The organism is Curtobacterium sp. Csp2 (assembly GCF_013347165.1).
Map to the genome: position 1 here is coordinate 2367915 of NZ_CP054593.1, position 25347 is coordinate 2393261.

At 71.8% G+C, this 25347-nt stretch carries 22 protein-coding genes and 1 pseudogene; 11 read left to right on the forward strand and 12 right to left on the reverse strand.

What is annotated here, in order from left to right; genetic code table 11:
* Positions 1–2: 2 nt before the first annotated feature.
* The 3 genes from HUN59_RS11460 to HUN59_RS11470 all read right to left on the reverse strand — a co-directional run bounded on the left by HUN59_RS11460 (position 3) and on the right by HUN59_RS11470 (position 3243).
* Entirely contained in the window at positions 3–1214 is a 1212-nt protein-coding gene (locus HUN59_RS11460; protein ID WP_174778420.1) for a thiolase family protein, read from the reverse strand.
* A 125-nt stretch (positions 1215–1339) separates the two neighbouring features.
* Complete coding sequence (locus HUN59_RS11465; protein ID WP_231050761.1) at positions 1340–2530, reverse strand: HRDC domain-containing protein; 1191 nt, start codon at positions 2528–2530, stop codon at positions 1340–1342.
* Positions 2531–2661: 131 nt separating this feature from the next.
* Positions 2662–3243, reverse strand: a complete 582-nt coding sequence (locus HUN59_RS11470; protein WP_144801333.1) for a DUF3000 domain-containing protein — start codon at positions 3241–3243, stop codon at positions 2662–2664.
* A 23-nt stretch (positions 3244–3266) separates the two neighbouring features.
* Between HUN59_RS11470 and HUN59_RS11475 the strand changes: the two genes are divergently transcribed.
* Positions 3267–4490, forward strand: coding sequence for an alpha/beta hydrolase family protein (locus HUN59_RS11475; protein WP_174778422.1), 1224 nt, complete (start codon positions 3267–3269; stop codon positions 4488–4490).
* A 186-nt stretch (positions 4491–4676) separates the two neighbouring features.
* Here the strand turns inward: HUN59_RS11475 and HUN59_RS11480 are convergent, their stop codons facing one another.
* From HUN59_RS11480 to HUN59_RS11495, 4 genes are all read right to left on the reverse strand, one after another.
* Positions 4677–5081 carry a DUF6188 family protein gene (locus HUN59_RS11480; protein ID WP_174778423.1) on the reverse strand — a complete coding sequence of 135 codons (405 nt, stop codon included), beginning with the start codon at positions 5079–5081 and terminating at the stop codon, positions 4677–4679.
* Positions 5069–10423 carry a DUF6531 domain-containing protein gene (locus tag HUN59_RS11485; RefSeq protein ID WP_174778424.1) on the reverse strand — a complete coding sequence of 1785 codons (5355 nt, stop codon included), beginning with the start codon at positions 10421–10423 and terminating at the stop codon, positions 5069–5071. The genes HUN59_RS11480 and HUN59_RS11485 overlap by 13 nt, the downstream gene beginning before the upstream one ends.
* 203 nt (positions 10424–10626) lie before the next feature.
* Positions 10627–11079 carry a SufE family protein gene (locus HUN59_RS11490; protein ID WP_141861374.1) on the reverse strand — a complete coding sequence of 151 codons (453 nt, stop codon included), beginning with the start codon at positions 11077–11079 and terminating at the stop codon, positions 10627–10629.
* Positions 11076–11981: a sulfurtransferase gene (locus HUN59_RS11495; protein WP_114851044.1), complete on the reverse strand. Its 906-nt coding sequence runs from the start codon at positions 11979–11981 to the stop codon at positions 11076–11078. Before HUN59_RS11495 ends, HUN59_RS11490 begins: the two co-directional genes overlap by 4 nt.
* 190 nt (positions 11982–12171) lie before the next feature.
* Between HUN59_RS11495 and zapE the strand changes: the two genes are divergently transcribed.
* The 5 genes and pseudogenes from zapE to HUN59_RS11520 all read left to right on the forward strand — a co-directional run bounded on the left by zapE (position 12172) and on the right by HUN59_RS11520 (position 16129).
* Positions 12172–13122: a cell division protein ZapE gene (zapE, locus tag HUN59_RS11500; RefSeq protein ID WP_174779467.1), complete on the forward strand. Its 951-nt coding sequence runs from the start codon at positions 12172–12174 to the stop codon at positions 13120–13122.
* A gap of 266 nt (positions 13123–13388) precedes the next feature.
* The gene (locus tag HUN59_RS11505) at positions 13389–14525 is read left to right on the forward strand and encodes an ammonium transporter (protein WP_254629861.1); all 1137 of its coding nucleotides are present in this window, start codon (positions 13389–13391) and stop codon (positions 14523–14525) included.
* A pseudogene (locus tag HUN59_RS11510) lies at positions 14462–14641 on the forward strand (aldo/keto reductase); the annotation flags it as partial. The gene HUN59_RS11505 and the pseudogene HUN59_RS11510, both read left to right, overlap by 64 nt.
* Before the next feature lie 69 nt (positions 14642–14710).
* Entirely contained in the window at positions 14711–15106 is a 396-nt protein-coding gene (locus HUN59_RS11515; protein ID WP_058741155.1) for a ChaB family protein, read from the forward strand.
* Positions 15107–15160: 54 nt separating this feature from the next.
* Positions 15161–16129: a beta-ketoacyl-ACP synthase III gene (locus tag HUN59_RS11520; protein ID WP_114851047.1), complete on the forward strand. Its 969-nt coding sequence runs from the start codon at positions 15161–15163 to the stop codon at positions 16127–16129.
* 71 nt (positions 16130–16200) lie between these two features.
* Here the strand turns inward: HUN59_RS11520 and HUN59_RS11525 are convergent, their stop codons facing one another.
* The 5 genes from HUN59_RS11525 to HUN59_RS11545 are packed head-to-tail and all read right to left on the reverse strand — an operon-like array spanning position 16201 to position 20311.
* Positions 16201–17094, reverse strand: a complete 894-nt coding sequence (locus HUN59_RS11525) for a hypothetical protein (RefSeq protein WP_174778425.1) — start codon at positions 17092–17094, stop codon at positions 16201–16203.
* A gap of 59 nt (positions 17095–17153) precedes the next feature.
* The gene (gene fliW / locus HUN59_RS11530) at positions 17154–17522 is read right to left on the reverse strand and encodes a flagellar assembly protein FliW (protein WP_114851048.1); all 369 of its coding nucleotides are present in this window, start codon (positions 17520–17522) and stop codon (positions 17154–17156) included.
* On the reverse strand, positions 17519–18400 hold the full coding sequence (locus HUN59_RS11535) for a flagellin N-terminal helical domain-containing protein (RefSeq protein WP_174778426.1): 882 nt from the start codon (positions 18398–18400) through the stop codon (positions 17519–17521). The genes fliW and HUN59_RS11535 overlap by 4 nt, the downstream gene beginning before the upstream one ends.
* Before the next feature lie 2 nt (positions 18401–18402).
* Positions 18403–19818 (reverse strand): flagellar hook-associated protein FlgK, encoded by a 1416-nt coding sequence (flgK, locus tag HUN59_RS11540; protein ID WP_254629862.1) that lies wholly within the window; start codon positions 19816–19818, stop codon positions 18403–18405.
* A gap of 7 nt (positions 19819–19825) precedes the next feature.
* A complete protein-coding gene (locus tag HUN59_RS11545; protein WP_058741151.1) occupies positions 19826–20311 on the reverse strand; it encodes a flagellar protein FlgN in 486 nt (161 codons plus the stop codon).
* Between the two features lie 478 nt (positions 20312–20789).
* On the opposite strand from HUN59_RS11545, the gene HUN59_RS11550 reads away from it, so the two are divergent.
* The 5 genes from HUN59_RS11550 to HUN59_RS11570 all read left to right on the forward strand — a co-directional run bounded on the left by HUN59_RS11550 (position 20790) and on the right by HUN59_RS11570 (position 25164).
* A complete protein-coding gene (locus HUN59_RS11550) occupies positions 20790–21605 on the forward strand; it encodes a sigma-70 family RNA polymerase sigma factor (RefSeq protein WP_058741150.1) in 816 nt (271 codons plus the stop codon).
* Between the two features lie 109 nt (positions 21606–21714).
* Entirely contained in the window at positions 21715–22875 is a 1161-nt protein-coding gene (locus HUN59_RS11555) for a flagellin N-terminal helical domain-containing protein (RefSeq protein ID WP_058741149.1), read from the forward strand.
* Between the two features lie 90 nt (positions 22876–22965).
* Entirely contained in the window at positions 22966–24369 is a 1404-nt protein-coding gene (gene fliD / locus HUN59_RS11560) for a flagellar filament capping protein FliD (RefSeq protein ID WP_058741148.1), read from the forward strand.
* A gap of 11 nt (positions 24370–24380) precedes the next feature.
* Positions 24381–24857 (forward strand): flagellar export chaperone FliS, encoded by a 477-nt coding sequence (locus HUN59_RS11565; RefSeq protein WP_083519831.1) that lies wholly within the window; start codon positions 24381–24383, stop codon positions 24855–24857.
* On the forward strand, positions 24847–25164 hold the full coding sequence (locus HUN59_RS11570; protein WP_174778428.1) for a hypothetical protein: 318 nt from the start codon (positions 24847–24849) through the stop codon (positions 25162–25164). Before HUN59_RS11565 ends, HUN59_RS11570 begins: the two co-directional genes overlap by 11 nt.
* Positions 25165–25347 lie beyond the last annotated feature (183 nt).

Here is a 25347-nt window from a genome sequence, read left to right on the forward strand (position 1 = left end):
GCTCAGGCCGCCTTCCGTGCCGCGCTCTTGCTGAAGTTCGGGTTCTCCCAGATGACGGTGCCGCCCTGGCCGAGCCCGATGCACATCGTGGTGATGCCGTACCGGACGTCCGGGCGCTCGGCGAACTGTGCCGCGAGCTGGTTCATCAGGCGGACCCCGCTCGACGCCAGCGGATGGCCGACGGCGATCGCGCCGCCCCAGGCGTTGACGTTCGGGGAGTCCTGCGCGATGCCGTAGTTGTCGAGGAAGGCGAGCACCTGGACCGCGAACGCCTCGTTGATCTCGAACAGGCCGATGTCGTCGATGGTGAGTCCCGCCTTGCGGAGGGCCTTGTCGGTCGCGGGGACCGGGCCGATGCCCATGACCTCCGGGTCGACGCCCGCGAACGCGAAGGAGACCATGCGCATCTTCGTCGGCAGGCCGTGCTGCTTCGCACCGTCCTCCGACGCGAGCAGGCTCATCGTCGCGCCGTCGTTCAGGCCCGCCGCGTTGCCGGCGGTGATCCGTCCGTGGGGCCGGAACGGCGTGCGCAACGCAGCCAGTGCCTCCAGGGTGGTGCCCGGGCGGGGCGGCTCGTCCGCCGTGACGACGTCCCAGCCCTCGCCGGTGTTGACCTCGACCGGGACGACGTCGGGCTGGAGCTTGCCCGCGCCCCAGGCGGCGGCGTAGCGCTGCTGCGACTGGACGGCGAAGGCGTCCGTGCGGTCCTTCGTGATGGCGGGGAACCGGTCGTGCAGGCGCTCCGCGGTGCTGCCCATGACGAGCGCGTCGCTCGCGACCATGCGCTCGGCGACGAACCGGGGGTTCACGTCGGCTCCGAAGCCCATCGGGTGGCGGCCCATGTGCTCGACCCCGCCGGCGATCGCGACGTCGGCGGCGCCGAAGGCGATCGCGCCGGCGAGCGTCGTGACGCTCGTCATGGCGCCGGCGCACATGCGGTCGATCGCGTAGCCGGGGACCGACTTCGGCAGACCCGCGAGCATGCCCACGGTGCGGCCGAGCGTCAGGCCCTGGTCGCCCTGCTGGGTGGTGGCCGCGACGGCGACGTCGTCGACCGCCGCACCGTCGAGCTGGCTGTTCCGGTCGAGCAGCCCGCGCATCGCGTGGACCGCGAGGTCGTCCGCGCGGGTCTTCCAGAACACCCCCTTCTCACCGGCTCGTCCGAACGGGGTGCGGACTCCGTCCACGAACACGACGTCTGATGCCTTGGGCACTCGGGCCTCCAGATCCTCTTCGATCGAGTCGGGGCACGTTCCGCCCCGACCGGCCGGGCTGTGCCCGGCGACTGCTCCGACGCTATGCCCGGAGCCTGGACGGGCGCATGCCCGTTGGGGTGTTCCTACGAGCCGGTGTTGCTCTCGGCAGCAGGGGCCTGTCCAGCAGCGACAAAGGCGTGTGCGATGCGCGACGCCGTCTCCTCGACCTGCCACGGGCGGGCGTCGTGGGACGCGAGCACGGCACCGACGGTCTCGGTCGCGATCGGCGTCGGCGGCTCCCACGACACCAGGCGGAGCGTCTCCGGCGTGAGGAGGTTCTCGACGGGCAGGTCGAGCTCCTCGGCGCGCGCGACGACCGCGGCGCGAGCGGCCTTGTAACGGCGGTCGGCCTCGGGGTTGCGGTCGGCCCACGCCCGGGGCGGGGGCAGCGTGGCCTCGCCCGAGCCGCGGAGCTTCGGCAGGTCCTCGGTCGTGCGGCCCTCGTCGACGGCGGCCCACCAGCGGTCGAGCTCCGACCGGCTGGCCCGACCCGTGAAGGCCTTGAGCGCACCGAGTTCGGCCTTCGTGGCCGGTGCGGCGGCCGCCGCGGCGACGATCGCGGCGTCCGGGATGGTCCGACCGGGGGCGACGTCGGCCGCACGGGCGTACTCGTCGCGGGCGGTCCACAGGGCGCGGGCGATCGCCAGCGCTCGGGCACCGCGCAGCGCGTGCATGCCGGACAGCCGGCGCCACGGCTCGGCACGGGGCGGCTTCGGCGCGCGGGTCAGGACGGCGGCGAACTCCTCCTCCGCGATGCGGGACTTGCCGGCGGCGTCGAGCGCTGCGGCCAGGGCGTCACGGAGGTCGGGCAGCAGCTCGACGTCGAGCGCCGCGTACACGAGCCAGGACTGCGGCAGCGGGCGGGTCGACCAGTCCGCCGCCGAGTGGGCCTTGGCGAGCGTGATGCCGAGCAGCTGCTCAACCACCGCGCCGAGGCCGACGCGCGGGAAGCCGGCGATGCGGGCCCCAAGCTCGGTGTCGAAGATGCGGGTCGGGACGAGGCCGACCTCCTGCAGGCACGGCAGGTCCTGCGACGCCGCGTGGAAGAGCCACTCCTCGTCGACGATGGCGTCCTGCAGCTCGGTGAAGTCGCCGATCGCGATCGGGTCGAACAGGAACGCGCCGGCGCCGCGGCGGAAGACCTGGATGAGGTACGCCCGCTGGGAGTACCGGTAGCCGCTCGCGCGCTCGGCGTCGACGGCGACGGGGCCGTGGCCGGCGGCGATGGCGGCGACCGCGCGCAGGTACTCGTCGCGGTCCTCGATCACGCGCACGGCGGCGTGCGAGTCCTCGAACGCGTGGTCGGCTGGGGCGGCCGATGCTGCCGGGGCGGCCGGGCCGCCCGGTGCTGCCGGAGCGGCCGAGCCGCCGGGTGCGGTGTGGTCGGCTTCGCTGGCGGGGTCGGTCACTTCGTGGTCCTCCTCGGAGCCAGCAGGGTCACGCCGTCCGATGCCGGGGGGAGTCCCGCGAGCATCGCGACGATCTCCTCCCACGCCTCGACGTGCGCGGTCAGGTCCTCGTCACGGGGCGTCCACGAGGCACGGAGCTCGAGCTGTGCGCCGTCGCCCTGCGCCGCGAGGTCGCCGTACCCGCGCGAGATGATCTTGGTGGCCGTCCCGGAGGCCCGGTCGTACGTCGCGCCGTGGGCCGCGAGCGCGTCGACGAGCCAGCTCCACGTCACGTCGGCCACGAACTCGTCGACGCCGATCTCCGGCTCGAGCGGGGCCTGGGCGAACGTGACGATGCGGAACGCACCGCCCCAGCCGTCCGGCTCGTCGGGGTCGTGCAGGGCGATGAACCGCCCCGTGCCGAGGTCCGAGTCGATGCCGTGCACGGCGCCCGAGACGTCCGCCGCGAGGGCGATCGAGTGCGGCGCGATCCGCGAGGGCGAGGGGATCTCGGTGACCGTGGTCTCGGTGCGGGTCCGGCCCGACGCCACGAACGCGCGGAGTCGCTCGAAGGCCTCGGGCTCACGGGATTCGGACACGCATGCAGACTAGGCTCCCGGCCATGTCCCGATCCGCGCGACCCGCCGAGGACGTCGTCCAGGAGACCGCTCGGTCGGCCGGGCTCGTGGCGCTGGGAGCCGGCATCGCGGCGACCGCCCTGGCCACCGCGGTGGTCGGTGGCTTCGTCGCCGCCGTGGCCCGTGCCGTCGTCACGCCCGACCGCAAGCGCACCGAACGCGTCCCGATCCACGCCGTCGACCCCGGCGCCATGACCGTCACGCTCGAGCGCACCGCGGACACCGAGCTGCAGGGCCGGTACAGCCTGTGGTTCGGCGGCGGCACCGGGCACATGCGCGTCGGCGAGGTCCTCGGCACCACCGACACCACCGTCACCCGGCGCATCATCGCGATCGACGCCGGCGACCCCCGCTCCGCCCGCCGCGGCCGGTGGGGTGGCTGGTTCTACCTGACGCCCGGGGAGCTCGACGTCCCGGTCGAGGACGTGGACATCCCCACGCCGAACGGCCCGGCGCCCGCGTGGGTGGTCCGCGCCGACGACCCCGACGCACCGTGGGCGGTCCTCGTGCACGGCCGGGGCGTGACCCGCGCCGAGACCATCCGCGCCGTCCCGGTCTTCCGCGCCGCCGGGTACTCGGTGGTCCTCGCCTCGTGGCGGAACGACGGCGTCGCGCCGCGGAGCACCGACGGTCGCTACGGTCTCGGCAGCACCGAGTGGGAGGACGTCGACGCCGTGCTCCGCTGGCTCACCGCGCAGCAGGCCAGGAGCGTCGTGCTCATGGGATGGTCGATGGGCGGGGCCGTCGTGCTGCAGACCCTCGTCCGGTCCCGGTTCGCCGGGCTCGTCGACGGCATCGTGCTCGAGTCGCCCGTCGTCGACTGGCACGCGGTGCTCAAGTCGCAGAGCCGGGTCCTGAAGCTGCCGCGGCCGGTCCGGAAGGTCGCGCAGCGGCTCCTCCGCACCCCCGTCCTGCACCACGTCGCCGGGCTCGACCACCCCGTTGACCTGCGGGAGCTCGACATGGTCGCGCGGGCCGACGAACTCACGGTGCCGATCCTCATCCTCCACAGCGACGACGACGGGTTCGTGCCGTCCTCGGCGTCGCACGACCTGGCACGCGCACGGCCCGACATCGTGCGGCTCGAGGTGCAGACCACGGCGCGGCACACCAAGCTCTGGAACCACGACGCGGACTGGTTCGACGCGCGCATCCTCGCGTGGCTGACCGAGGTGGTGCAGCCGACGGACGCGACCAGCGCTCGGTAGACGCGACCAGCGGACTGGAGGCACGGTGACAGCTGGCACCGCGCCTCCCGCCTGTAGACAATCCGACAGATTGGCCGACTGCTACGCGATTGCCGGCGCTTCGCGCCCAATGGGAAGCTGAAACGTGACCGGTTCGCGCCGCCTCAGCCTCAGCCTCAGCCTCAGCTTGATTTCCAGCGGTTCCGATCAGTCCTGATCGTGGAGCCAGATGGCCGGAGCCCCACCGGGCGTGATGATGATCCGGTTCGGTGGCGTCTCAGGCCCGGTGTAGTGCCACGACTCGAAGGCCGGGTCGGGTCCAGCCGAGAGGTAGGAACCATCAGCAAACTCGATGTTGAGCGTCGAGCCGCTGGCGGCTGCCTTCGTCGCTGCCACCGTGTGCAAGCGGAGTATCGGGGCGAGTGCCGCCTTGTCCCCATCAGGATCGATGATCGTGCGACTGTCAACCGTCGCGCCGAAGGAGAAGGCGCACTCAAGCCCGACAGTCGCGCCGCTCGAGAACAACAGACGGATCATGTGATCGATCCAGATTGCATCGACTGTTTCTCCGACCAAGCAGAGGGGAACCTCTTCGACGCTCACTTCGGCCATGCTGAGTACTCTCCTTCGTGATCCCACGGGATGTGGCTGGCAGGCTTCGAACCCGGCTTACCGGTGTTCGGGTCGAGCCACTGTCCGTGAGAATTGCTGTACCTGGAGTAGCCGTTAGGGTACTGCTCGGTCGGGTCCATGATCCTCACCATGTCTGCGTTGTCGTGCGCCAGGGGATTCGCTGCCGTCACGGGGTCCTGAGCGACCAGCCCCTTGCCGCTGCGGGCTGGGCCGATGTTCCACCCGCCGGGAATGTCGAAGATCGTGGCATCCGGGGTAGCAACGAATGTCCGGTTGCTCGAAGGAAGAACGTTGACAGGTGGTGCAGGAGCGAGGTCGTCGAGTTTGTTCACCGCCGTCGGCAGGTGCAGCTTCGACATCGTGCCACCGGTCGCAGCTGAGACCGCAGCACCCTCAGTCGCGGAACCGAGGAGCTTGCCCGGAGTGAGCGGCTGACCGCTGACGACGGTGTTCGCGACGTTCTCGACGGCGCCCTCGACGGCGTTCCCGACGAAGTGCTTGCCGATCGCTGCGCCCAGGCCGCCGCCGACCGCTCCGAAGGCTCCGCTGACGGCGACCTGGCCCCAGTTCACCTCTCCGGTCGTGGCCTTCTGGATGATCGTGTCCGCCCCGGCGCCGATGAGCATGCCGCCGAGTGGGCCGCCGACCCCGGTGAGCATGAGGGCGCCACCCGCGACGACCATCGCCCCGCCGGCGACGTACTCCCAGTTGTCCTTGAACCAGTCGCCGGTGGCCGCTGCCGCGCGGGCGAGCGGCCCCTGCTCGGCGGCGGCGTACGCCTCGAGTTCGGCATCGGTGACCGGTGCGAGTCCGAGAGGATCGAGCGCATGGAGCGGATCGTTGCCGGCGAACGAGTACGGGTTCGCGCCCCAGACCGCTCCCGCTGGTGCGGTGATCGGATCGGTGGAGAGGAATCCACGCGTCGTGGGGTCGTACGCACGTGCACCCATCCACTCGAGTCCCGCCACCACGGGTGTTCCGTCCGCGCCGAACGCGAGTGCGCGCTCGGGTTCTCCGGAGAAGGAGGCGAGGAGCTGCCACGGATCAGTGTCCGAAGTCCTACGGGCCGCTCGCCATCCTGATGGTCCTGTGCCGTCCGGGCTACCGAGCAGTCCGGTGGGCGTGCGCAACACTGGGGAGTCGTCGACTGTCAGCAAGGCGGGAACGGCGGCAGCGGCATCCCAGTCGAGCCGCATCCCGTCGACGTCGACCAGGTCGCCGAGCGCGCCCACGTGGATCGCTGTGCTCGAGGAGCCCGATGCGATCAGTCGGAGCCACCCGCGCCCGTCCCACGAGTACCTGGTCTCCCTGCCATCCGGGGCGGTGCTCCGGACCCGTTGGCCGCGGGCGTCGTACTCGTGCGCAGTCCGCCCCTCGGGGCCGGTCACCGCGACGAGCTGACCTGCGTCGTCGTACTCGTACGTGCGGGTGCCGTTCTCGGTGCGTTCGACGACGAGTCGGCCAGCGGCGTCGTAGGACCACGTTGTCTCCACTCCGTCGGTGCCGGCACGGACGAGTTGCATCGCTGCGTCATGCTCGTAGACCGTCGTCGTGCCCGGTCGCTCGATCCCGACGAGCCGACCGTCTCGATCGCGGGTCAGTCGTGTCGTCGCCGTCGAGTCCCCGTCGGAGCTGGTGTGTCCGACGACGAAACCGCGGTCGTGCGACCAGGAGTCGCTCGTCCCTGCCGTGCGCACCGCCGTGAGTCGTCCGGCGCCGTCGTACTCGTGATGGACGGCGCCGAACGCGGTGTGCTCGACGGTGCCCGGCCGACCCGCGGGATCACGCTCGATGCGCGTCACGGAGCCGTCCGGCGCGTGCACCGAGGTACGCAGGCCGTCCGCGTCGTACGTCCATCGCGTCTCTCGACCGTCCGTCACTCGGCGGACGAGGAGACCCCGCCGGTCGTACTCCAGCAGGTGGGCACTGGCAACGTCCGGTCGGGTGTGGTCGGAGATGGTCACGGTCCGCGAGCGCGGGTCGCGCTCGATGCGAGCGACCAGTGCGTCGTCCACGTACTGGGCCGTCTCTCGACCGGCTGCGTCGTACTCCCACCGAAGCACGGTGCCGTCGGGCTCCGTCTGGGAGATCTGGCGACCGGCAGCGTCGTACGTCGCGCTCGTCGTGCGGCCGAGGGGGTCCGTCGAGCTGGCGACCTTGTCGAGCTCGGTGTAGGTCCGCGTCGTGACTGCTCCGCGCGGATCGGTGGTGCGGACGAGCCGCCCGCGGGCGTCGTACTCGTAGCGCGTCACCCCGCCGAGGCCGTTGGTCGCCGCGACCAGCTGCCCCGCCGCGTCGTACCGGAACGAGCGGCGACCGAATCGCGGGTCCCGTGCCTCGACGACACGTCCCGCCCGGTCGTAGCGGTACCGGATGATCCCGAAGCCAGGGACGTCGACGGAGGTGACCCGACCAACCGCGTCGTACTCGGTGCGCTCGACGTCGTCGTTCGCATCCGTCCGCTCGACGACGCGTCCGTCGGCGTCGTACCGCAGCGACGTCCGGCCGCCGAGCGGGTCCGTGGCCGTCTCCGGACGCCCGCACCGGTCGTACGTGTACGTCGTCGTCCGACCCGCAGGCGTCGTGACGGCGATGATCCGGCCCGCGAGGTCGCGCTCGATGCGGGTCAGACCACCCTCACCGTCCAGCGATTCGACGATCCTTCCAGCCGCATCACGCACGGTCACGGTGGTGGAGCCGTCTCCCTGCCGGAGGCCGATCGGTCGTCCGAGCGCATCGGTGCGGACACTGACGTCCTCGAACGCGGAACTGACGATCGTCGTGCCGTCGGCACGCTTCCGCTCGGCAGCGGTGCGGACACCGGTCGGGTCCACGGTTGCCACGACGGCGCCGATGGCGTCGTACTCACGGTTCCACGAACCGCCTGCGGGGTCGATGACGGTGCGCAACCGCGAGAGCGCGTCGTGCACGAACCGCCACTCCGCCCCGTCGGGCAGGGTGACGGCCGAGACGTTGCCGAGGTCGTCGAACAGGGTCGTGATGCGGCGGCCGAGCGGGTCGATGGTCGCGGTGACCTCGCCGTGCGTGCCGTACTCCACGGCCGTCCGGGAGCCCGTCGGATCCGTGGTGGCGATCACGCGCCCGGCATCGTCGTGTTCGAACCGCCACACGCCGCCGTCGGGAGCTTCGCGAGCGGTCAGCAGGCCTGCCGCGTCGTATCGGTACGTCGTCCGGGCGCCGAGGGGGGTGACCGCTTCGACGACACGCCCAGCTGCGTCCCGGGTGAAGGACGCCGTCCCCCCGTCGGCATCCTCGATCGCGACGAGGTCGCCGTGGTCGTCGTGGTGGAACGTGACGACCACACCGGTCGGGTCCGTGCAGCGAGCCAACTGCCCGGCGCGCCACTCGAGGAGCGTCCGTCCGCCGTCGGTATCGGTGACGACGGAAGGGTTCCGGTCGTCGCCCCGGTACTCGTACTCGACGATCACGCCGTCTGCGGTGACCACGGTGGTGGGCCGGTCCTGGTCGTCGTACCCGCACGTCACGTCGGCGCCGTCCGGGGTCACGGTGCGCGTGCGGCGTCCGCGGTCGTCGTACCCGTGCACCGTCACCGACCCGTCGCGTTCGGTGACGGACACCAGGTGGCCGTGGCGGTCGTAGGACATCGACTGACGCGCACCGTCGGCGTCGATGATCCCGACGACCCGGCCCTTCCGGTCGGCGATCCACGTGTTCGCGTTGCTGCCGTCAGCGTCCGAGACCGACGTCACCCTGCCCTGCAGGTACGAGAACCGGACGGTGCGTCCGAACGGAGTGCGCTGTGCGACGACACGCCCCCGGTCGTCGTACGTGTTGGTGCACTCGATGACGCCCGTCGCGGCGGTCACCTGGTCGATCAAGCCGGCGTCGTTCCACCGGTAGCGTCGCGCGCCGACGGTGTCCTGCGCGGCGACGAGGCGACGCGCATCGTCGTACCGGTACTGCACACGCCGGCCATCGGACGCTGAAACTGACACGACGCGGTCGCCTTCGTACTCCACGTCGAGCGCACGACCGAGTTCGTGCTCGAGTCGGGTGATCCGGTCGTCGGTGTCGCGGAGAGCGGACACGCCCGTGCCCGGGCCACGTCCGGCAGAGAGCCAGACACCGGCGGCGGAGAAGGTCCATCGACCCCCCGTGTTGTCCGAGACGACGAGTGTGGTCCCATCGCGACGGAGCCAGAGGTCCTGCCCCACGCCGCGACCCCAACCGTCGCCCTCGCGGGGGAAGTCGACCTGGCGCCCGTCCTCGAGCACGATCGAGGCCAGCTCGTCGCTGAGCTCCAGCCGGATGTCGAGCACCGACGACCAACCGAGACCGAAGGACCCCACCCGGTCGTCGAGCGAGTTGTACGTCCGCGAGAACCGGAGGGACGCCGCAGCACCGCCGAACGTCAGGTCGTCCTCTGGCTCGAGGAAGTTCCCCGTCGCGGTGTTCACCGGGTCGTCGGCGAACCCGTTCGTGGGCGGTGTACCCATCGCGGAGAACGGGCCGATGGTGAAGTCGTCGCGTCCGACCGCCACGCCTGCCGCGGCCAGCGCCGCGGCGATCGAGGCGTCCGAGAGCGTGGCGGGTCCGTTCCCGCCGCCCGCGGCCTCGAACTGCGCGGCGACCGTGTCGGCCCAAGCCGCGTCGTGCCCGTTGTCCGTAAGCCAGTCCTGTACCGCGGTCACGAGTGACTGCGCGTGCAGCGTGCCCCATCGGGTGTTGCACCCGGACTCGTAGTCGCTGAGGGCGTTCCGGAACGACGACACCGCGCCGGCGAGGGAGTCGTCGGCCCCCCTGCTGCTCGACGCGAAGGAGCGGAGATCGGCCGGCACCGCTGACGACGTGCCTCCGCTGCCGCCTCCGGCCGTCGGGATCGTACGACCGCGCACCGAGACGGCATCGGCCTGGAGCTGGGGCTCAGGCTGCGGTTCCGGGGGCTTCGGGTCGTCCTCGGCACCGAACCACGTCGACACCTCGTGCGCCGCACCGACGAAGAAGTTCTCCTCACGCTCCCGCTTCCGCGCCTCCCACGCCTTGGCGTCGGCACGGCGTCGGTCCTCTTGCTCCGCCGCCTGACGGAGTTCGTCGACGAACCCGACGAGTGAGGAGAGCGCCTCGGAGAGCTTGCCGGCGCTGCGCGAGGCGATGCCGGCGTTGTCGGCGAAGACCTCGGAGAAGTACCCCCGGAACTCCCGCTCCGCGTTCGTCACCGCCGTGGACCGTGCGCCGGTCTGGCCGTCGATCGACGTCGCGAGCCTGCGCGCCGCAGTCTTCAGCGTGTCGGCGTCGCCGTACGAGTAGCCCGTCGGATCGTTGCCGTGGATCTTCGCCATGTCGTCTCCCCCCGATGACCCCTCGATCCTGGCACAGGCCCCATCGCAGCGTCCAGCATGCGGAATGTCGTATGCGACGACACGACGGACGGGAGGCCGGGGCCAGCTGGCACCGCCCTCCCTCGCAGGCTCGGTCGGCGCGCCCCGCGCGTCGCTCCGCGCCGCCGCTGAGCGGGGCGCGCCCGTCCGTCAGGGGGTGCGGATCAGGCGGCGGCGACCGCCGCCCGCACCTGCCGCTGCACCCGACCGAGCATCCCCACCATGCCGCGGATGCGCAGCGGGCTGACCGCCTCGCTGAGCCCGATCGTCAGCGGGTAGTCCGACGGGACCGCCAGGACCTCGGACGCGGTGAGGCCGGACAGCCCCTGCGCGAGGATCGACGCGAACCCGCGGGTGGTCGGTGCCTCGCGCGGGGCGGTCGCGTGCATGCGGACGACGTCCGGGGCATCGCCGTCGGCCCCGACCGTGACGGTGATGAACACGGGGGACTGGCACTCCTCGACGCGCTCGAGCTCGTCCTCGTGCCCCTGCAGTCGCTCGGGCAGCGCGGGGAGCTCGTCGGAGAACTCGAGGAGCAGCTGGAGGCGGTCCTGCTGCGAGAGCTCGAGGAAGTCGTCGCGGATCTCGGCGAGGGAACGGGGGAGTTCGGTGCTCATCGAGAGGGAACGGTACCCGGTTCGGTGCCGACGGCGATCGGGACGCGGACGGCGCTGCCCCACTCGGTCCACGACCCGTCGTAGTTCCGCACGTTCTCGTACCCGAGCAGGTGCTGCAGCACGAACCAGGTGTGGCTCGACCGCTCGCCGATGCGGCAGTACGCGATGACCTCGTCCGCGTCGCCGATCCCGGCACCGTCGCGGTACACCGCGTCGAGCTCCTCGCGCGACTTGAAGGTGCCGTCCGGTGCGGCCGCGGTGGCCCAGGGGATGTTGACGGCGGTCGGCACGTGGCCGGCGCGCAGGGCTCCCTCTTCCGGGTAGTCGGGGGCGGTGGTGCGCGAGCCGTCGTACTCGGCGGGGCTCCGCACGTCGATCAGGGGCTTGCCGAGATGCGCGAGCACGTCGTCCTTAAAGGCCCGGACCAGCTCGTCGTGGCGCTCGACGACGGGGTAGTCGACCGCGGTCACCTCGGGGCGGTCGGTCGTCAGCGCGCGGTCCTCGGCGATCCACTTCGCCCGGCCGCCGTCGAGCAGGCGGACGTCCTCGTGCCCGAACAGCGTGAAGACCCAGAGGGCGTAGGCGGCCCACCAGTTGTTCTTGTCGCCGTAGATCACGACGGTGGTGTCGCGGCCGATGCCCTTGCCGCCGACGAGTCGCGCGAACGCCTCGCCGTCGACGTAGTCGCGCTGCACCGGGTCGTTGAGGTCGGTGTGCCAGTCGATCTTCACCGCTCCGGGGACGTGGCCCGTCTCGTAGAGCAGGACGTCCTCGTCGGACTCCACGACGACGAGGTCGGGGGTCCCGGCGTCGAGCTGCTCCTGGAGCCACTCGGTCGACACCAGGCGCTCCGGGTGGGCGTAGGCGGCGAACTTCTCGGACGGGTCGACCGGTGCGGTCATCGGGGGTACCTCCGGGGTGCGGGACGAACGGGGCGGCCGAGGCTAGGATCGGTCCTCGGTGCCCGCGGGCAACGGTACGCGGACGTACCGACCGCCACCTGCAACGTGACACCGCACGACATGCTTCCCGGAGGGGCCACACTTGCCTGCACACCTCGTCGACCGCGACCCGCAGGTGACACCGCAGCAGATGGCGGCTGCGCTCGTGCCGCCGCCCCAGTTCGCCGACGCGTCGTTCGCGAGCTACCGGCCGGACCCGGAGTACCCGTCGCAGGCCGCGGTCCGGGACGCGGTCGAGGCCTTCGTCGCCACCCGGCCGGAGCCGGCGAAGCGCGGGCTGTTCGGTCGCCGCAAGCCCGCCGAGGCGCCGGCGCGCTCGGGTGTGTACCTGGACGGCGGCTTCGGCGTCGGCAAGACCCACCTGCTCGCCGCGGCGTACCACGCGGAGCCGTCCCGCAAGACCTTCGGCACCTTCATCGAGTACACGGCGCTCGTCGGTGCGCTCGGGTTCCAGGGCACGGTCGACCTGCTCCGCGGGACCGCGCTCGTCTGCATCGACGAGTTCGAGCTGGACGACCCCGGCGACACGATGGTGATGACCCGGCTCATCAAGGAGCTGGCGGACACCGGCACCCGCTTCGCGGCGACGTCGAACACCCCGCCGGGCGCGCTCGGCGAGGGCCGGTTCGCGGCGCAGGACTTCCTGCGCGAGATCCAGGCGATGTCCGATCGCTTCGAGACCATGCGGATCGACGGGCTCGACTACCGACGCCGCGCGGTCGACGAGCACGCCCGGACGGTCGACGACGTCCCTGCGGCGCTGCCGACCGGGGTCACCACGCTCGACGACTTCCGGTCCGTCGTCGCGCACCTGGCGTCGGTGCACCCCTCGAAGTACGTCGCGCTGGTCGACGGACTCGACGCCGTCGGCCTGACCGACGTCGCGGCGTTCACCGACCAGACCGACGCGCTGCGGTGGGTCGCGCTCGTCGACCGGCTGTACGACGCGCAGGTCCGGATCGTCGCGTCCGGCACGCCGCTCGACCAGGTGTACCCGCAGGCGATGCTCGACGGCGGGTACCGGAAGAAGTACCTGCGCGCCGCATCGCGCGTGGTCGCGCTGTCGCGCGCCGCGGACTGACGGACGCCACGGCCACCACCACCGCGGCCGCCTGACGGGGGCGGCTGGCGGAGCCGGCGGACCACCGGACGGGAGGCACGTGGCGGGGCCGCCACGCGCCTCCCGTCCGGGGGGTGTCCTGCTCCCCGAAACACGACGTTTACAGAACGGCCCACCGCGTTACACCCACGAAACAGTTCGTGCTCCCTCGTGAAACCTCGCCTCGCCAGACTCATCAGCACCCGAGGCGGAACCGAGAGCCGCCTGCATTCGCGAGAGGTGAACAGATGCTTGATCAGGGCAACACGGCATTCGTGTTGATCATGGCGGCGCTGGTGTTGTTCATGACACCCGGCCTGGCCTTCTTCTACGGCGGTCTGGTGAAGGCCAAGTCCGTCATCAGCATGATGATGATGTCCTTCGGGGCGATCGCCCTCGTCGGCGTCCTGTGGGTGCTCTACGGCTACGCGATCGCCTTCGCCAACCACGGCGCCGGCACGAACGTCGCGGGCATCGTCGGCTTCTTCAGCATCGACTGGAACCAGATCGGCCTCGGCCAGGCGTTCGAGGAGTCGATCGCGTCGAAGATCAACGCGTCGTACCCGTCGATGGCCTTCGTCGGCTTCCAGGCGACCTTCGCGATCATCACGGTCGCGCTCATCTCCGGTGCGATCGCCGACCGTGCGAAGTTCGGCGCGTGGATGATCTTCGCCGGTGTCTGGGTCACGGTCGTGTACTTCCCGGTCGCCTCGTGGGTCTTCAACCTGACCTCGGGCATGTTCGCCACCTGGGGCGTCATCGACTTCGCCGGTGGGACCGCGGTGCACATCAACGCCGGTGCTGCAGGTCTTGCCCTGGCGCTCGTCCTCGGCAAGCGTGTCGGCTTCGCCAAGGGTGCGCACAAGCCGCACAACCCGCCCTTCGTCCTCCTCGGTGCCGCCATCCTGTGGTTCGGCTGGTTCGGCTTCAACGCCGGGTCCGAGGGTGCCGCCGACGGCATCGCCTCGCTCGCCTGGGTCAACACCCTCGCCGCCCCGGCCGCCGCGATCCTCGGCTGGCTGCTCATCGAGAAGCTCAAGGACGGCAAGGCCACGTCGGTCGGTGCCGCATCGGGTGCCGTCGCCGGTCTCGTCGCGATCACCCCGGCCTGCGCCGCCCTCACCCCCGGCTGGGGCATCCTGCTCGGCTTCCTCGCCGGTGTGGTCTGCTGCTTCGCGATCGACCTCAAGTACAAGCTCGGCTTCGACGACTCGCTCGACGTCGTGGGCGTCCACCTGGTCGGCGGCATCTTCGGCACGCCCGCCGTGACCGGTACCGGCAGGGCCTGGTGCGCCCAGCGCACCGCGCGTAGACCGGACCCATGGACTACACACACCTCGGACGGACAGGGCTGTCGGTGTCGCGAGCGGTGCTCGGCACCATGAACTTCGGACCGGAGACCAGCGAGGACGACTCGCACGCGATCATGGACCGGGCGCACGAGCTCGGCGTGAACTTCTTCGACACGGCCAACGGCTACGGCGGCTCGGTGGGCAAGGGTGCCAGCCTGCCGTCGGGGTGTCGGCGTAGGACTGGTGGGGACCAGCACATCCCGACGAGAGGAACCCCGATGCCCGCGAAGGACGAGATCCCCAGCACACTCCGCCGGTCGCCGCAGCACGCGCAGGACGTGTACGCCGCGGCGCTCGACTCCGCGAACGAGACCTACGGACCGGGGGAGCGCGCGCACCGGACCGCGTTCGCCGCGGTCAAGCACGAGTACGAGAAGGTCGGTGACCACTGGGAGGCCAAGGAGTCCGCCGGCCCGTCCGACGAGGGCGCTGCCGGCACCCGTGGCTCCGGCGAGACCCAGGGCGGCGTCGACGCGAACGCCACGAAGGAGCACCTGCTCGAGGTCGCACGCCGCCTGGACGTGCACGGCCGCTCGACGATGGACAAGGGCGAGCTGATCGAGGCCATCAAGAAGGCGAACGACCGCGCGACCGCAGCCGCCCGGAAGGACTGAGGCGCATTCCTGCTCGGGCATGTGGAGGGCACCGAGGGGAGTAGCGTGCCGCGGATGGACACCCCAGCACTCCGTGGCAGCCGGATCCTCGGGTTCGGACACCACCAGCCCGCGCGCATCCTGACCAACGACGAGCTCTCGACCATGGTCGACACGAACGACGAGTGGATCACCACGCGTACCGGCATCAAGACCCGCCGGATCGCCGGCCCCGACGACACCGTCACGTCGATGGCGATCGAGGCCGGCCGCAACGCGATCGCGGACGCCGGACTCGAACCGTCGGACATCGGGCTCGTCATCGTCGCGTCGACCACGCACCGTGACCGTGCGCCGTACACCGCCGGCCGGGTCGCCGCGGCGCTCGGCATGGCGAACGGACCGGCGCCGATCGACATCAACACGGCCTGCAGCGGCTTCGAGTACGCGATGGCCCTCGCCGACCAGTCGATCCGCGTCGGCGCGTCGGACACCGCGCTCGTCATCGGGTCCGAGACGCTGTCGAGCATCGCCGACTGGACCGACCGGTCGACGTGCGTGCTCGTCGGCGACGGTGCGGGTGCCGCGGTGCTCGGCGCCTCGGACACCGCCGAGATCGGGCCGGTGTCGTGGGGGAGCGTGCCGCACCTGAACGAGGCGGTGCTCGTCACGAAGGACCCGGAGTACTTCACGCAGCAGGGCCGCTCGATCTACCGCTGGGCGATCACCGAGGCCGCCGGCCACGCCCGCGCCGTCGTCGAGGCCGCGGGCATGACGCTCGACGACATCGAGGTGTTCGCGTTCCACCAGGCGAACCTGCGGATCATCGAGCCGCTGGTCGAGGCCCTGGGCGGGCAGGACAAGTTCGTGGTCCGGGACGTCGTCGAGTCCGGCAACACCTCGGCTGCGAGCGTGCCGCTCGGACTGTCGAAGGCCTGGTCGCGCGGCGAGCTGCCGGAGGGCGCGGCGACGCTCCTGTTCGGGTTCGGCGGCGGGTTCGCGCACGCCGGTCAGGTGGTCCGGACGCCGGTGCGGCGCAGCTGACGTGGTCGCGACCAGCGGTCGGACGGGAGGCGCGGGGCGGGGTAGCCACGTGCCTCCCGTCCGTCCGGGCGTCAGTCCAGGGCGTCGCGCGACGGCGTGTCGGACCAGAGGTCCTCGTCCCGACGCGCGCGGCGGCGGGACCGCCCCTTCGGGGCGAGTTCCTTCTGCGCCGCCTTGGACTCCTTGGTGGGCTTCGCCTCGAGCACCAGGGTGAAGTGGCGCGGGGGCATGCCGAAGCCCTCGCGTGCCGCCTGGACGACCTTCCGCCCGAGCGCGTGGTTCCCGAGGCCACCGACCGCGGCACCGATCCCGAACGGCAGCGCTCGGCCGAGGATCGACGTGCCCTGCCGGGCGGCGAACCGCTTGACGAACTGGTCGCGGACCTTGCCGCCGATGCCGCTCACGACCTGCTTCGGCAGCGTGGACGTGACCATCTCGCCCCAGAACGCCGTGCGGACCTGACCGCCGGCGGCCTGTCCCGCGAGCTGCTTGATGAGCTGCGTGCCGGGTGCGCCGAGGATGAGCGCCATCACCAGGGTGCGCGATCGCTCGGGGTCGTCGAGGGCGATGCCGTGCACCTCGGTGACGGACTGGGCGAAGAGCGCCGTCGTCTCGAGGAAGCCGACCGTCTCCGCACCGCTCAGCCCGAGGGCCGCGGCCATGCCGACGCCCGGGATGACCGCACTCGCGCCGACGGCGGCACCGCCGGTGGTCACGGCCGTGAGGTACTGCCGCTCCAGGATCTGGATGATCTCCGCCGGGCTCGCCTGCGGGTGTCGGCGGCGCAGGGCGTTGACGTGCGCGACCACGACGGGTCGCTGCACGGCGATCACCCGGTCGAGCATCTTCACCCACCCGGACTGGCGCTCCGGAGCCACGCGGCCGTCCTGGTCGTCGCGGTCGTCGGGCCGGATCGGGGCCGGCGGCATGGGCACGAGCGCCTCGTTCTTCTGCTGTCGAGCCATGCGGCAGACGGTACCCGGCCCGAGTGGGAGCACCGGCGGGTGCCGTCCCCCCGGTGCGCCTACCGCGCGGCGAGTTCGGCGCGCAGCGGCAGGTCCTGGTCTTCGAGGATGAACTGCGCGCCGACGGCGGTGCGGGCGTTCACGACGACCGGGGCGAGCAGGTTCACGGTCGTGCCGCCCTCGCCGGGGTTCGCGACGACGAGGAGCATCGCCTCGGCGGGGTCGGTCAGGCCGATCGTCGCGGCCTGCTCGTCGGTCAGCTCCGGGGCGTAGTCGGGCAGGTGCACCGCGGCGTCGAGCAGGAACAGCCGGGCGTCCTCGCCGACGAGGCCGAACAGGCCCTCGACGCCCTCGACGGGCACGAGCGAGAAGACCGGCGACGGGGCGAGGCCGAACGGCGGGACGGGGAAGGTCAGGTCGATGCTCATCGGAGGTAGTCCATCAGGGTCGGCTGCAGGACCTTCGCGGTGACGGCGAGGGCTGCCTGGTAGGAGGTCTGCTGCACCTGCAGGTCGAGCACGGCGCCGGCGAGGTCGAGGTCCTCGATGCCCGAGCGCCGGTTCTCGAGGGTGACCGAGGTGCTCTTCAGCGCGTCCTGCGCCGACAGGGCCGCGGCGTGCCGGACCCCGACGTCCGCCTGTGCCGAGCGCACGCCGTCGATCGCGGTGTCGACGTCGTCGAGCTTCGCGTTCACGTTCACGCCGTTCTGCAGGTCGGCGACGATGCCGTCGATCACGGCGAAGGCCGAGGTCGACCCCGTCCCGAAGACCGCGGCGCCGGACGTGTCCACGCGGATCGTCGTGGCGTCCCCGACCCGGCGCTGCACGGGCGTGGTCGCCGTCGCGAAGCCGGTCGCCGGCGTGTACGCGGCGGCGTCGGTGGACGAGCCGGCGAACACCGAGCGGGACCCGTAGGTCGCGTTCGCGGTCGCCTCGAGGTCGGCCTTGAGCGCGCGGAACTGCGTGATGAACGCGTCGCGGTCGGTGTCGCCCATCGTGCCGGAGTTCGCCGCCTGCACGGTGAGGTCGCGGACCTTGCCGAGCACCGAGTAGGCGCTCGACAGCGTGCTGTCCGTGGTCGCGAGCCAGCCCACGGCGTCGTTCGCGTTGCGCGTGTACTGCGCGGCGGCGGCCTGCTCCTTCCGCACCTGCATCGACGAGCCGGTGCCGACCGGGTCGTCGGACGGCTTCGCGATCGCCTGCAGCGTCGTCGCGCGCTGCGTCGCCTCGGCGACGCGTGCCGCGTTCGCCTGCAGCCGCTCGCCGGCGGCCGCCATGGTCATCTGGGTGGTCACACGGGTGATCACGGTCAGCCCCTCCCGACGAGTCCGACGCGGTTGATGAGGGTGTCGAGCATCTCGTCGACCGCGGTCAGGACGCGCGCCGCGCCCTGGTACGCGTGCTGGTAGCTCAGCAGGTTCACGTTCTCCTCGTCGAGGTCGACACCCGCGCCCGACTGCTGCTGCGTGCGCGCGCTGGTCAGGGCGAGTCCGGTGAGCGTCGCCTCCGACGTGGCCGTCCTGGAGGCGCTGCCCACCCCCGCCACGAAGGTCGCCCAGGCCGTGTCGGGCCCCCCGGCGGCCGTGCCGAGTCGCGAGAGCGTGTCGGCGAACGAGTCGTCGAGCTGTCCCGCCGCGTTCCGCGTCGCGAGGCCGGAACCGTCTGTCGGGACGACCGACAGGCCTTGGGCCGCGCCGGTCCCGGCCGCGAGGGCGAAGAACGGTGCGCCGGTGGTCCCCGCCGGGGTGGTGCCCTGCGCGTGCGCCGCGTTGACGGTCGTCGCGAGGCGCGTTGCCACGTCGTCGTAGGACGCGGCGGCCTCCGCCAGGGCGCCGCCGGTGCCGCCGGATGCGGGGGCGAGGAGCGAGAGCGCGCCGCCGATCGAGCCGCCGCCGAGCGCGACGGTCCCGGCGCTGCCGGTCGACCACTCGAGCCGGACGCCCTGTGAGCCGCCGAGCCGCGTGTCGCCGGCGAGCTGCACCGTGCGGGCGTCGCTGCCCTGCACGAGCGCGTTCCCGTCGAGGAGCACGTCGACCGTGCCGTCGCCGTTCGCCCGGACCGTGCCGCCCGCGAGCCCGGCGATCTGCTGGGTCAGCTGGTCGCGCTGGTCGATCAGCTCGTTCGCGCTGCCGCCGGACGCCAGGGTCCCGCGGATCCGGCCGTTCAGGTCGGCGACCTGCGCCGCAGCGTCGTTGAGCTGCCCGACCTGGGTGGCCGCGGTCGCCAGGGTCGTGGTCCACTGCGCGTCGACCGCCTTCGATCCCGCCGCCAGGGCGGAGGCCACCGCGGTCGCGCTCGAGATCACGGTCGAGGCCGCGCCGGCGTCGTCCGGGTGCGCTGCGAGGTCGCCCCACGACGACCAGAACGCGTCGAGCTTCGCGGAGAGACCGTCCTTGCCGGGTTCGTTCGTGCCGTCCTCGATCGCGGACAGGCCCGTCGCGCGGGTCTGCGCCCACGCCGAGGAGCCGGTCGCGACGCGCAGGCCGGCGTCGAGCGTCAGGGAGCCGAGCCGGGCGATGCCGTCGACCGAGACGCCCTGACCGGCGAGGGCCGCGGTGCCGTGCACGAAACCGGTCTGGACGACGGGGACGGACGACTGCGTGACGCGCTGCCGGGTGTACCCGGTGGTGCCGGCGTTCGCGATGTTCTGCCCGGTGACGTCGATGCCCGCGCGGGCGGCGGACAGGCCGGAGTACGCGGTCGCGAGGGATCCGAAGGTGCTCACCACGGTGCTACAGGGTCCCCTCGAACAGGCGGGCGCGCTCGGACCCGGCAGCGGGGACACCGGACGCGTCGTACGTCGCGGCGCCGGTGACCGACCCCGCGAGGGTCTCCTCGGTGGCCTGGGCGGCGGCGCGCAGGAAGCGGTCGTTCTCGTCGCGGAGGGAGCCGATCTGGGTGGTCAGCTCGACCATGGCGCCGAGGTGTGCGGCGAGGATCTCGCCCCAGGGGCCGTCCGGTGCCGCGGCGACGACGTCGCGCAGGGGAGCGTCGGGGGAGACGCCCCACTCCTCGGCGACGACGGCGCTCGAGGCGGCGCGTTCGAGTCCGGCGCTGCGGAGGCGTTCGAGGACCTGCTCGACCTCGCGGCTGGCGTGGGAGACCCAGCGGGAGCGCCCGGCGGCGAGCAGGAGCTGCTCCTCCTCGAGCTTGAACGTGAGCAGTTCGAGCAGTTCACGCTCACGCCAGAGGACGGCGGACAGGTCGTTCACGCTCATCAGCTCCTCCCGGGGGTCGGGTCGATCGGGTTCGGTGTGGGTCGTCCGGTCCGCCTTCCGGTGGACAGGGGTGCCTATCGACGCGCCCGACGCCGCCGTAAGCCGACGCCGGACCGCAGCCGGCGGGGCGGAGCCGACCCGTGCCTCCAGGCCGGTGGTCGTGTCACCCGGAACGGGGGACAAGAACGCCCGTTCCCTGCCCGAGGTCCCCCCAAATGCCGACGCGGGAACGCCTGATGCACCCCCGCACTGGGGTCGGTTGAAGCCCCCCTCAGGCGATTGCCAGCCGATACATTCGAACCGCAGCGCGGGGGACATCCCCGCGCACCGCATCGCAGGGATGCGGGCGCCGCGCGGAGGGAACCGCGCGGTCCTCGGCGTACACACCGGCCACCAGGAGGCCGGTGCTCGTCGTGCCCACGGACGGGAGCGGCCCACGGACGGGTCGGTACTCACGCAGGTCGACCAGGGGAACAGCATGGACCGGAACGCACGCAACGCGATGATCGTGGAGCACCTGCCGCTGGTCGGCTACATCGTCGCCGACGTCCGTTCCCGAGCCACCCACCTGGACCGTGACGACCTGGCCGCCGTCGGCTCCCTCGCGCTCGTCGCCGCCGCCGAGGCCTTCGATCCCACGCTCGGCGTCCCGTTCGGCGCCTACGCCCGGACCCGGATCGCCGGTGCGATCGCCGACGACATGCGGAGCGCCGACTGGGCGTCCCGCGGCACCCGGAAGCGCATCCGCGAGACCCTCGCCACGCAGGAGGCCCTGTCCGCCCGGCTCGGTCGCTCCGTGGGCGTGCAGGAGATCGCGGACGCGATGGGTGTGGACCGGCAGACGGCCGCGGACGCGATGTCCGACGCCGGCCGCTCCGTGGGGCCCATCGACGAGACCGTGCACGACACCCTGGCCGCCGACCAGCCGCTGCCGGGTGAGGACCTGCTCGCCGCGGAGAAGCGCCGCTACCTGCGCGCCGCGGTCGCCGCGCTGCCGGACCGGATGCGCTTCGTCGTCGAGAACGTGTACTTCGGCGACCGTTCGGTGACCGAGGTCGCCGCCGAGCTCGGGATCACCCACTCCGCGGTGTCGCAGCAGCGCTCCGAGGCGATGCGCCTGCTGCACGACGGCCTGGCCGAGCACTATGGCGACGGGACGGCCGTCGAACCGGTCTCCCGGACCACCGCCGCCCGACGCAGCGCCTACCTCGCCCGGGTCGCCGCGAACGCCGCAGCGGGGGTCGCGCGGGCCGTGCACGACGCGTCGACCCCGAGCGCGGTCGCGGCCGGCTAGAACTTTTCCGTCTCGCACCTAACGACCTCGGTCGGTCGGTCGAGAGTCACGAGTGTCAGCCCATGGACGGGCAGACACCACCACCCAAGGATTCACGGAGGAAACCACCATGGGTATGTCCATCAACACCAACCTCTCGGCACTCAACACGTACCGGAACCTGAACTCGACGCAGAACGACCTGTCGAAGTCCCTCGAGAAGCTCTCGACGGGTCTCCGCATCAACCGTGCTGCGGACGACGCCTCCGGTCTGACGATCTCCGAGGGACTCAAGTCGCAGGTCGGTGGCCTCACGGTCGCCGCCCGCAACGCACAGGACGGCATCTCCGTCGTGCAGACCGCTGAAGGTGGCCTCACCGAGACCCACTCGATCCTCCAGCGCATGCGCGACCTGGCCGTCCAGGCCGGCAACGACTCGAACAACGCCACGTCGCGTGACGCGATCAAGACCGAGGTCGGCCAGCTGCAGAAGGAACTCGGGCGCATCGCGTCGTCGACGAACTTCAACGGCACGTCGCTGCTCAACAACAACTCGACCCTGAAGTTCCAGGTCGGGGCGAACGCGGGCGCCGACAGCCAGATCGCGGTCGACCTGTCGGGTGCGAACGTGCAGAACATCGTCGACAACCTGGCCGGTGGCAGCACCGGCACCGGCACGAAGTTCGCCATCGCCGACGTCTCCGCCCTCGCGGGTGCGGCGTCGTTCAAGGTCACCAACGGCGGCGAGGAGACCACCGTCACGACCGCGAACCTCGGCGCAGCGGGCACCTTCACCTCGGTGCAGGGCTACGCGGACGCGCTGAAGGCGGACGCGAACTTCTCGGCCAACTTCACCGTCACGGTGGACAAGGACGCGAACGGCGCCGGCACCGGCATCACGGTCACCGCCAACAACGGCGGCACCGTCGACGTCACCGCGCCGGGCACCGGCGTCGCGGCGGGCACCGCGGGCGCCCCCGTCACCGGTGGCCTCGCGTTCGACACGGCGGACAAGGCGCAGGCCTCGATCACCCTGATCGACCAGCAGATCGCCAAGGTCTCGTCGGCTCGCTCGAACCTCGGTGCGATCCAGAACCGCTTCGACCACGCCATCAACGTGACGAACGTGGCCAAGGAGAACCTGACCGCTGCGCAGTCCCGCATCACGGACGTCGACATGGCGGAGGAGATGGTCAAGTACACGCGCGACAACATCCTCAGCCAGGCCGGCACCTCGATGCTCGCGCAGGCGAACCAGAGCACCCAGGGCGTGCTCTCGCTCCTGCGCTAGCAGCACCCGACGCCGTCGCCCGGGGGAGTCCAGGCCCCCGGGTGACGGCGTCACCACCCTCCACGACGTCCCGACGGCAGGGAGCCCTCGATGTCCTCCGTGTCCTCCGCGAGCAGCCTCGCGATCGACGGTCTCGTCAGCGGTCTCAAGACGACGGACCTCATCAACTCGCTGATGACCATCGAGCAGGTCCCGCAGACCCTGCTCAAGAACAAGCTCACCGACACGAACTCGTTCATCTCGTCACTGCAGACGATCAACGGGCTCGTGCAGACCCTGGCGTCGAAGGCGACGGACGCGGCGAAGCCCACCTCCCTCGACGTGTTCACCGCGAAGAGCTCGTCCACCGCGGCCACGGTCGCCACGCGTGACGCCGCCGCCGCCGGCTCGCTGTCGTTCACCATCGGTGCGACGGCGACCGCGCAGGTCGGCGTCACCGCGGCGATGTCCACGTGGGCGTCCGACGCCGAGCCGATCACGATCGTCGGGTCGGACGGCAAGCAGACGAGCGTGACCCCGGCGTCCGGCTCGCTCGACGACGCCGTCACCGCGATCAACGGGTCCGCCGCGGGCGTCACCGCGACGAAGGTCGCCGCCGGGACCGCGACCGACGGCACGAAGCTGTTCCGTCTGCAGCTCACCGCGACGAAGACCGGCGCCGCCTCGGCGTTCCAGGTGTACCGCGGCACGGGTGACCAGGTGACCGCGGGGACCGCGACGAACGTCCTGACGCAGACCGGCGCCGCGGTGGTCACCGCCGCGAAGGACGCGAGCGTCACGCTGTGGGCCGGGACCGACGCCGCGCAGACCGTCACGAGCGCCACGAACACCTTCACCGACCTGCTCCCCGGCGTCGACGTCACGGTGTCGGCGCCCTCGAGCGACCCGGTCACCGTCACGATCGGCCAGGACACCTCGAAGGCCCAGGCCGTCGCGTCCGGACTGGTCGACGCGCTCAACGCGATCACCGCCTACTACGGCACGAACACCGCCGTCACGAGCACCACGAGCCCGACCACCGGCACCACGTCGACCACCGCCGGCGTGCTCACCGGCGACGCCACCACCCGCGACGTCGTGCAGCGGCTGACCTCGACGATGTCGACCCCCGTGAACGGGAAGTCGCCCTCGTCGATCGGCATCGTCATCACGAAGGACGGCGACTTCACCTTCGACGCCGCGGCGTTCCAGAAGGCCCTCGCCGACGACCCGGATGGCACGCAGGCGGTGCTGTCCGGCGTCGCCACGAACGTCGGTGCTGCCGCGACGGCCGCATCCGACAAGTACACCGGGTCGATCACGACGTCGATCACCGGGCAGCAGTCCGTCGCCACGGACCTCAGCGCCCAGATCGACAGCTGGACCGACCGCCTGACGCAGCGTCGGGCCACCCTGCAGGCGCAGTACGCGGCGCTCGAGACGAGCCTGAGCAACCTGCAGTCCCAGTCCTCCTTCATCGCCAGCCACCTCGCGACCCTGTCGTCGTCGAGCTGACGGGAGCCACCATGAACGCCTTCGACCTGCAGTCCGCCGCCTTCCGCCAGTCCGCGCAGCCGCGGACGGTCACCGACCAGCGCCGGGCCCAGTACACGAACGAGGCCGTCCTCTCCGCGACGCCGGCGCAGCTCGTCACGATGCTGTACGACCGGCTGATGCTCGACCTGCACCGCGCCGAGGCAGCGCAGACCGGTGCCGACTGGGACGCCGCCCGCGAGCAGCTCCTGCACGCGCAGGCGATCGTCGGCGAGCTGTCGTCGACGCTGCGCATCGACGTGTGGGACGGCGGCGAGGGCCTGCTCGCGATCTACAACTACGCGTCGACCTCGCTCATCACCGCGAACGTGCACCGCGACGTGCAGGCCACCCGCGACTGCATCCGGATCCTCGAGCCGCTCCGGCAGTCGTGGCACGAGGCCGCCGCCGCCCTGCCCGCGACCCGTCCGCTGCCGGGGGCGACCGGGGGAGCGCTCGGTGTCGCCTGAGCCGAGCGGCGAGGGTGACCCCGCCCTCGGGCCCGGCGCCGACCTCGCGGCGTGGGGTGCGGTGCTCGACGCGCTCGAACGCGACCTGACCGTCGACGGCGGGCCCGCGTGGTCGGAGCCGACCGGGCTGGGACCGGTGCCGCGAGAGCTGGTGGGGCGTGCCTCCCGGCTGTTGGCGGCGCAGCGCGACCGGACGGCGACGCTCGAGGCGGAGCGGCGACAGGTGCTGGAGCACCTCGGAGCGCTCCGCGCGGTCTCGGCGACGCGGGAGCCGCGCGGGTCGGTGTACCTCGACGCGTCCGCCTGACGCGGGTCGGGCCGCCACCCACCCACGCCCGCCACCCCCGTTCGGGGCGACGACTAACGAGCCGGGGCGGCACGCCGACAGCGGTCGTCGAGCACGGATCGCTCACCAGTTCGGCCACGGATCGGCCACCCGCCAACCGGCGACGTCCCTCGGGACGCCGCTGCCGAAGGGGACGGTCGACCA

Coding starts and splice junctions, on each gene's coding strand:
- HUN59_RS11475 (WP_174778422.1), top strand. CDS start 3,267: ATGTCCCGATCCGCGCGACCCGCCGAGGACGTCGTCCAGGAGACCGCT.
- HUN59_RS11480 (WP_174778423.1), bottom strand. CDS start 5,081: ATGGCCGAAGTGAGCGTCGAAGAGGTTCCCCTCTGCTTGGTCGGAGAA.
- HUN59_RS11485 (WP_174778424.1), bottom strand. CDS start 10,423: ATGGCGAAGATCCACGGCAACGATCCGACGGGCTACTCGTACGGCGAC.
- HUN59_RS11490 (WP_141861374.1), bottom strand. CDS start 11,079: ATGAGCACCGAACTCCCCCGTTCCCTCGCCGAGATCCGCGACGACTTC.
- HUN59_RS11495 (WP_114851044.1), bottom strand. CDS start 11,981: ATGACCGCACCGGTCGACCCGTCCGAGAAGTTCGCCGCCTACGCCCAC.
- zapE (WP_174779467.1), top strand. CDS start 12,172: ATGGCGGCTGCGCTCGTGCCGCCGCCCCAGTTCGCCGACGCGTCGTTC.
- HUN59_RS11505 (WP_254629861.1), top strand. CDS start 13,389: ATGCTTGATCAGGGCAACACGGCATTCGTGTTGATCATGGCGGCGCTG.
- HUN59_RS11515 (WP_058741155.1), top strand. CDS start 14,711: ATGCCCGCGAAGGACGAGATCCCCAGCACACTCCGCCGGTCGCCGCAG.
- HUN59_RS11520 (WP_114851047.1), top strand. CDS start 15,161: ATGGACACCCCAGCACTCCGTGGCAGCCGGATCCTCGGGTTCGGACAC.
- HUN59_RS11525 (WP_174778425.1), bottom strand. CDS start 17,094: ATGGCTCGACAGCAGAAGAACGAGGCGCTCGTGCCCATGCCGCCGGCC.
- fliW (WP_114851048.1), bottom strand. CDS start 17,522: ATGAGCATCGACCTGACCTTCCCCGTCCCGCCGTTCGGCCTCGCCCCG.
- HUN59_RS11545 (WP_058741151.1), bottom strand. CDS start 20,311: ATGAGCGTGAACGACCTGTCCGCCGTCCTCTGGCGTGAGCGTGAACTG.
- HUN59_RS11550 (WP_058741150.1), top strand. CDS start 20,790: ATGGACCGGAACGCACGCAACGCGATGATCGTGGAGCACCTGCCGCTG.
- HUN59_RS11555 (WP_058741149.1), top strand. CDS start 21,715: ATGGGTATGTCCATCAACACCAACCTCTCGGCACTCAACACGTACCGG.
- fliD (WP_058741148.1), top strand. CDS start 22,966: ATGTCCTCCGTGTCCTCCGCGAGCAGCCTCGCGATCGACGGTCTCGTC.
- HUN59_RS11565 (WP_083519831.1), top strand. CDS start 24,381: ATGAACGCCTTCGACCTGCAGTCCGCCGCCTTCCGCCAGTCCGCGCAG.